Raw genomic sequence first — 7,412 nt, forward strand, 5'->3', positions numbered from 1 at the left:
GCTTCGGATGTGTATTCTCGATACAAAAGACACCAAGGTTTTAACGTGTTGCACCCGATGGGGTATGACAGTTTTGGACTGCCAGCTGAGCAATATGCGATTCAGACTGGGCAACGCCCTGAGGACACGACTTCGGTAAATATTGACGGTGGCGTTGACAAAGAAGGAAAAGTGATTGCCGGCTACAGAAAGCAGTTGGATAAAATAGGATTTTCATTTGATTGGGATCGTGAAGTTCGTACTTCGAATCCTGATTATTACAAGCATACACAATGGATTTTTATCCAATTGTTTAATTCTTGGTACAATAAAAATTCTGATAAAGCGGAAGATATTGAGACTTTGATTTCGGTTTTTTCTGCAGAAGGAAATGCGAATGTTAATGCAGTTTGTGATGATAATATTGAATTATTTTCGGCAGATGAATGGAACGCTTTCGCAAAAGAACAACAAGAGAAAATTTTGTTGCAATACCGATTGACTTATTTAGCGGAGACCGAAGTGAACTGGTGTCCGGGATTGGGAACGGTTTTGGCGAATGACGAAATAGTTAACGGCGTTTCGGAACGTGGTGGTTTTCCAGTTATACGCAAGAAAATGACACAGTGGAGTATGCGAATTTCGGCTTATGCGGAACGTTTGCTACAAGGTCTGAATAATATTGACTGGAGCGAAAGTATTAAAGAAAGCCAAAGAAACTGGATTGGAAAATCGGTGGGAGCGATGGTTTCGTTTAGATTGAAAGATCACGAAGCTAATATCGAAGTCTTTACAACTCGTCCTGATACTATTTTTGGAGTTACGTTTATGACTTTGGCGCCAGAACACGAATTGGTTGCGCAAATTACAACTCCAGAGCAAAAATCGACAGTTGAAGCTTATATTGAAAAAACAGCCAAGCGTTCCGAAAGAGAGCGTATGGCCGATGTAAAAACTATTTCGGGTGTATTTACGGGAGCTTTTGCTGAGCATCCGTTTACCAAAGAGCCAATTCCGGTTTGGATTGGGGATTATGTTTTGGCAGGATATGGAACAGGTGCTGTGATGGCGGTTCCTTGTGGTGATGAAAGAGATTATGCTTTCGCTAATTTCTTCAAAGGTCAAAACGGAATGCCTGAAATTAAAAATATTCAGGAAGGGGCTGATATTTCTGAGAAACCATTTGACGATAAAGAAAAAACCCTGTTGGCCAATTCCGATTTTCTAAATGGATTGAATTACAAAGAAGGAACCAAAAAGGTTATTGAGGAATTAGAAAAAATAAATCAAGGAAAAGGGAAAATCAATTACCGTTTGCGTGATGCAGTTTTCTCCCGTCAAAGATATTGGGGAGAGCCTTTCCCGGTGTATTATGTGAATGGCTTACCGCAAATGATTGATGCGCAACATTTGCCTATCATCTTGCCGGAAGTAGAGAAATATTTACCAACCGAAGACGGATTGCCTCCATTAGGAAATGCTTCTGTTTGGGCTTGGGATAGTGTAAATAATAAAGTAGTTGACACTAGTTTGGTTGATAATGCAACTGTTTTTCCATTAGAATTGAACACAATGCCGGGTTGGGCGGGAAGTTCTTGGTATTGGATGCGTTATATGGATGCTCATAACAAAAATGAATTTGCCAGTGCAGAAGCCTTGAAATATTGGGAAAGTGTGGATTTATACATTGGTGGAAGCGAACATGCTACAGGTCACTTATTGTATTCCCGTTTTTGGAACAAATTCTTAAAAGACAAAGGTTTTGCTCCAACTGAAGAGCCATTCAAGAAATTGATTAATCAAGGGATGATTTTGGGGATGAGTGCGTTTGTTTACAGATTGGAAGGGACAAATACTTTTGTTTCTAAAAATAAAATTAACGGGCAAAATGTTCAGCCTATTCATACGGATGTTTCATTTGTAAACGCTTCGGAAGAATTGGATATTGAAAAATTCAAGCAGTTTAGAGAAGATTATAAAGATACTGAATTCATTTGCGAAGACAACGGAAAATACATAGTAGGTCGCGAAATCGAAAAAATGTCGAAATCCAAATACAATGTAGTAACGCCAGATGATATTTGTAATGAATATGGAGCCGATACTTTGCGTTTGTATGAAATGTTCCTAGGGCCATTGGAACAAGCAAAACCTTGGAACACGGCTGGAATTTCGGGAGTTTTTGGTTTCTTGAAAAAACTATGTCGTTTGTATTTTGACGAAAATGGATTGATTGTTACTAATGACGCACCAACGAAAGACAACCTAAAATCATTGCACAAAACCATCAAAAAAGTGGCAGAGGACATTGAGAGTTTCTCTTTTAATACTTCGGTTTCACAGTTTATGATTTGCGTGAACGAATTGTCAGCGCAAAACTGTCATTCTCGTGCTATCTTGGAACCATTAGCGATTGTGATTTCGCCTTATGCGCCTCACATCGCTGAAGAATTGTGGTCGTTGTTAGGAAACACAGATTCTATTGCTACAGTAGCTTTTCCAGCTTTAGACGAAAAACATTTGGTTGAAAGCGATAAAGAATATCCGGTATCTTTCAACGGAAAAATGCGTTTTACTATGGTTTTGCCTTTGGATTTAACCAAAGAACAAATCGAGGAAATCGTTATGAAAGACGAAAGAACCATCAAACAGCTGGACGGTAAAACGCCAAATAAGGTGATTATTGTTCCGGGGAAAATTATCAATTTGGTGGGGTAAAAGGAAATCAAGTTCCAAATTTTAATAAATTCCAAATTCCAATTTTACGATTGGGGTTTGGGATTTTTTGTTTCAGAATAATTTAACAACAGTTTACAAGTGACAAGATGACATTTTGTTAAATTTGGTTTGTAATTTGATGTTTATTTAGAAACAGAAAATAAAAAAAAACAAAATATGGGAATGAGTTATTTAATTCTTGCGGGTGGTATTATGCTGGCAAGTTGGTTAGTGAGTTCTACACTAAAGAGTAAATTTGAGTTTTATTCTAAAATACGTTTGCAAAACGGAATGTCCGGTGCCGAAATCGCTGAAAAAATGCTCGCCGACCACGGAATTCGTGATGTGCGTGTTATTTCAACTCCGGGTCAGTTGACAGATCACTACAATCCGGTCGATAAAACAGTCAATTTGAGTGAGGCAGTTTACAACCAAAGAAACGCTGCGGCTGCGGCTGTAGCGGCGCACGAATGTGGACATGCAGTACAACACGCCACGGCATATAGTATGTTGACTTTGCGTTCTCAGTTGGTGCCAATTGTTAATGTGGCTTCGACTTATATGCAGTGGATTTTATTGGCGGGAATCTTGATGCTTCGTACTTTTCCGCAATTGCTATTGGTTGGGATTGTAATATTTGCCGCGACAACGTTGTTTTCAATTGTTACTTTACCGGTAGAATACGATGCGAGTAACAGGGCTTTGGCTTGGTTGGAGAATAAAAACATGTTAACGCGAGAAGAGCATGCAGGGGCAAAAGATTCCTTGAAATGGGCTGCCAGAACGTATGTGGTTGCTGCATTGGGATCAATCGCTACTTTACTGTATTATATCTCGATATTTAATAATAGAAGGTAAGTTCATTGCGCTTTATAAAAAATGCAATCCGTCTCGTCTTTGGACGAGACGGATTTTTTTATAAAAGTATGAGTATTATTCAGTCATACCTTGTTCTTGCCATTTTGCCAAAAGTGCAACTTGGTCATTAGTTAAAGCTGGTTTTTTGTTTACAGGAGGCATAAATTTACGATTGTCTTGAGGTAGGTGAACGCGTTCCAGTATCGCACCAATATTTTCTTTTACGTGATTGTAGTTCTCTAGCGGTTCTTTCTTTCCTTGAGGCGGTATATGACAAGGAGTACAGCTATTTGCAATTATAGGTTCGATGTCTGTTTTGTAGCTTATTTTTTTTCCACTTTGGTGTATTCGGCTCCTTTTTTTGTGGAGTTGCAGTTCATTAGAACAAGAGAAAAAGAGAGAATGAGAAGGGTAAGTTTGAGTTTTTTCATATAGTGGTTATTTGGTAATTTCGATCACGGTCATTTCTTTGACTATTCCCGCGTCATAAGGTTTAATTTTAAACCAAAATAAAGAATTTGGCTGTAATTTGAAATCAAAATTAATCGAAATGATTTAAAAGAAAAATTCCAAATCTCAACAGTTTAAAGTTGGGATTTGGAATTTTAAATATTTAGAATCTTGTGTGTGTCTATTTTCCTTTGTTGGCTTCGATAATGTATTTTTCTAAAGCCATTGTCATAGATGGAGTTCCAGGTGTTGGAGCCATAATGTCTATGCGCAATCCGTGATCTAAAGCTTCTTTTTGAGTGGTGCTTCCAAAAACGGCTATTCGAGTATTGTTTTGTTCAAAATCGGGAAAGTTTTTATATAATGATTTAATTCCAGTTGGGCTAAAGAAAGCCAAAACGTCGTAATAAACATCGGCCAAATCAGACAAGTCACTCATAACAGTTTTGTAAAAAGTGGCTGGAGTCCAGTCTACTTTCAAAGCGTTTAGTGTTACAGGAATATCTGCGTTTAATTGGTCAGATGCCGGCAATAAAAATTTCTCGTCTTTGTATTTTTTAATTAAAGGTGACAAATCAGCAAAATCTTTAGGGCCCACATAGATTTTACGTTTTCTGTACACTACATATTTTTGTAGGTAGAATGCAATTGCTTCAGATTGGCAAAAGTATTTTAATCCTTCAGGAACTTTATAGCGCATTTCTTCAGCTACTCTGAAAAAATGATCCACGCCATTTTTACTTGTTAATATAATAGCGGTGTAGTTGTTAAGATCGATTTTTTGAAGTCTAATCTCTTTTGCGCTTACACCTTCTACGTGAATAAAAGGTCTGAAATCAATTTTTACTTTATGCTTTTGTTGCAGCTCAAAGTATGGAGAATTTTCCACTTTAGGTTCTGGTTGTGATACCAAAATTGTTTTCACTTTCATATTTAAATAATTTCTAAACGCTACCTTTTGTAAACCAATAATACATAAAATAATAGGGTGCTATTTCAAGAGTGCAAAGATATAAAATAAAATAAAACAACTTACTGAAAATTTCTTTTCTATAATTTTTTATGGAGTACACATACAGTAAAACGTTCATAACTACGATACTATATAGAACCAGTAATGGGATATTTTTTAAGATGGATTCATAATAGAATAAAATGATGTCAATTGGCAGTAGTAATAAACCTACATATGTTCGATACGTAACTTTCTGTAAATTAAACTGTTCGACAAGTTCTTCTATTTTGAACGCAGTTGCAATGATTTTTTCGATTAAAAATTTCGATAAGATGAAGTAAATGACAAAAGTGAATATTTGAATGAATAAAATCCAATCTGTTTTTGAACCATAACCAAAATTGTTTAGTAAAATTTGGATAAAAAACGAAAAGGAAATAATCTGAACAACGAATAAGGATATGGAAAACATTCCCATTAAATGACTGCTGTCTCTGTATATTCGAACATACTTGTCTGAAAATATCAATTTTGTGAAATCTTCAAAGCGGTTTTCGTAGACGGATTTGGTTAGAGCAATGATGCCAAAAGCCATAATAAAAACTAGTGTTACCCAGTCGTTAGTGTCGGTTATTCTAGGATGAAGTACATGTTCAGTCATAATTAGAGCAAAATTAGTAATTTTTATAACATTATTTATTATAATTTTATAATAATCAAATGGCATAAAAACGTTACTTTTGCACGGAAATTACGCGAAACATGAACAATTGCATTGTTATAATTCCCACCTATAACGAAATTGAAAACATAGAAAGCATTATTAGAGCAGTGCTCTCTCAACACAAACCTTTCCATGTCTTAATTATTGATGATAACTCTCCGGATCATACTGCGGATAAAGTGGTTATGCTTCAGTCAGAATACAATGGTAGATTGTTTTTGGAAAAAAGGACTAAGAAATCAGGATTGGGTACCGCTTATGTGCATGGTTTTAAATGGGCATTGCAAAAAGACTATGATTTTATTTTTGAAATGGATGCTGATTTTTCACACAATCCGAATGATTTGGAGAAATTATATGATGCCTGTCATTTCGGCGATGCTGATTTGGCTATTGGATCTCGCTATGTAACCGGAGTAAATGTTGTAAATTGGCCTTTAAGTCGTGTTTTAATGTCGTATTTTGCATCGGTTTATGTTCGTATGATTACCGGAATGAAAATACATGATGCTACTGCTGGATTTGTTTGTTACAAAAGATCAGTACTAGAAGCTATAAAATTAGATAAAATTAGATTTGTTGGGTATGCTTTTCAGATTGAAATGAAATACCGAACGTATTGTAAAAAATTTGCCATTTCGGAAGTGCCTATTATTTTTACCGATAGAACCAAAGGGCAATCCAAAATGAGTAATTCAATAATTGTTGAAGCCGTATTCGGAGTTATTATGTTGCGTTTAAAAAAGTTAGTTAACAGTTTGTAAAAAGAAAGATACTATGAATAGATATTTGATTAAAAATGCTAAAATAGTAAATGAAGGAGTTATTTTTGAAGGGGATGTGCTGGTAGAGAATGACCTTATTGTAGAGGTTTCTGAAAATATTAGCCTGAAATCTTCTGATTGTATGATTATTGATGCGGAAGGGAATTACCTTTTGCCAGGAGTTATCGATGATCAAGTACATTTTAGAGAGCCTGGTCTTACTCATAAAGGAGATATTGAATCGGAATCTAGAGCTGCGGTTGCAGGAGGAATTACCTCCTATATAGAACAGCCGAATACAGTACCTAATGCTGTTACCCAAGAAATTCTAGAAGAAAAATACAAAATTGCAGCCGAAAAATCTTTTGCCAATTATTCTTTTATGATGGGTGCTACCAATGACAATCTTGAGGAAGTATTGAAAACAAATCCTAAGAATGTTGCTGGAATCAAAATATTTTTAGGGTCTTCCACAGGAAATATGTTGGTTGACAATGAAGCGGTTTTGGAGAAAATATTTGCTTGTACTTCAATGTTGATTGCGGTTCATTGTGAAGATGAAATGACAATTAAAAACAATTTAGAGAAATATAAAGAGGAATACGGTGAAGATGTGCCAGTAACTGCGCATCATCTTATTCGCAGTGAAGAAGCTTGCTATATTTCTTCTTCAAAAGCAGTTGCTTTGGCCAAAAAAACCGGGGCAAGATTACATGTTTTTCATCTTTCGACTGCCAAAGAAATGGAATTATTTAGCAATAAAATTCCACTTGAGGACAAAAAGATTACCGCGGAAGTTTGTGTACATCATTTGTGGTTTACTAATGATGATTATGAAACTAAAGGCAATCTAATTAAATGGAATCCTGCCGTAAAAACCGCTAACGATAGAAAAGTATTGTGGGAAGCGCTAAATGATGGACGAATTGATGTCATTGCAACGGATCATGCACCACATACATTG

6 protein-coding genes are annotated in these 7,412 nt (G+C 36.0%); 4 read left to right on the forward strand and 2 right to left on the reverse strand.

Annotation, left to right across the window (positions count from 1 at the left end; translation table 11 throughout):
• Both leuS and VFS71_RS11970 read left to right on the forward strand, forming a co-directional pair.
• The coding region (gene leuS, locus VFS71_RS11965) for a leucine--tRNA ligase (protein ID WP_326401511.1) at window positions 1–2,697 on the forward strand (2,697 nt) is incomplete at its 5' end.
• A 177-nt stretch (window positions 2,698–2,874) separates the two neighbouring features.
• Window positions 2,875–3,555, forward strand: a complete 681-nt coding sequence (locus VFS71_RS11970) for a zinc metallopeptidase (protein WP_326401513.1) — start codon at window positions 2,875–2,877, stop codon at window positions 3,553–3,555.
• Window positions 3,556–4,186: 631 nt separating this feature from the next.
• On the opposite strand, the gene VFS71_RS11975 is transcribed toward VFS71_RS11970, so the two are convergent.
• Together VFS71_RS11975 and VFS71_RS11980 are read right to left on the reverse strand one after the other, a co-directional pair.
• Complete coding sequence (locus VFS71_RS11975) at window positions 4,187–4,936, reverse strand: uroporphyrinogen-III synthase (protein ID WP_326401514.1); 750 nt, start codon at window positions 4,934–4,936, stop codon at window positions 4,187–4,189.
• Window positions 4,937–4,949: 13 nt separating this feature from the next.
• Window positions 4,950–5,621 carry a DUF4271 domain-containing protein gene (locus VFS71_RS11980; protein ID WP_326401516.1) on the reverse strand — a complete coding sequence of 224 codons (672 nt, stop codon included), beginning with the start codon at window positions 5,619–5,621 and terminating at the stop codon, window positions 4,950–4,952.
• A gap of 101 nt (window positions 5,622–5,722) precedes the next feature.
• Here VFS71_RS11980 and VFS71_RS11985 point away from each other — a divergent pair, with 101 nt between their 5' ends.
• Together VFS71_RS11985 and VFS71_RS11990 are read left to right on the forward strand one after the other, a co-directional pair.
• Entirely contained in the window at window positions 5,723–6,448 is a 726-nt protein-coding gene (locus tag VFS71_RS11985; protein ID WP_326401518.1) for a polyprenol monophosphomannose synthase, read from the forward strand.
• A gap of 13 nt (window positions 6,449–6,461) precedes the next feature.
• Window positions 6,462–7,412 (forward strand): amidohydrolase family protein (locus tag VFS71_RS11990; protein WP_326401519.1); only part of this gene is annotated, 951 nt, incomplete at its 3' end.

It is taken from the genome of Flavobacterium sp., assembly GCF_035760125.1.
Taxonomy (GTDB): Bacteria; Bacteroidota; Bacteroidia; order Flavobacteriales; family Flavobacteriaceae; genus Flavobacterium.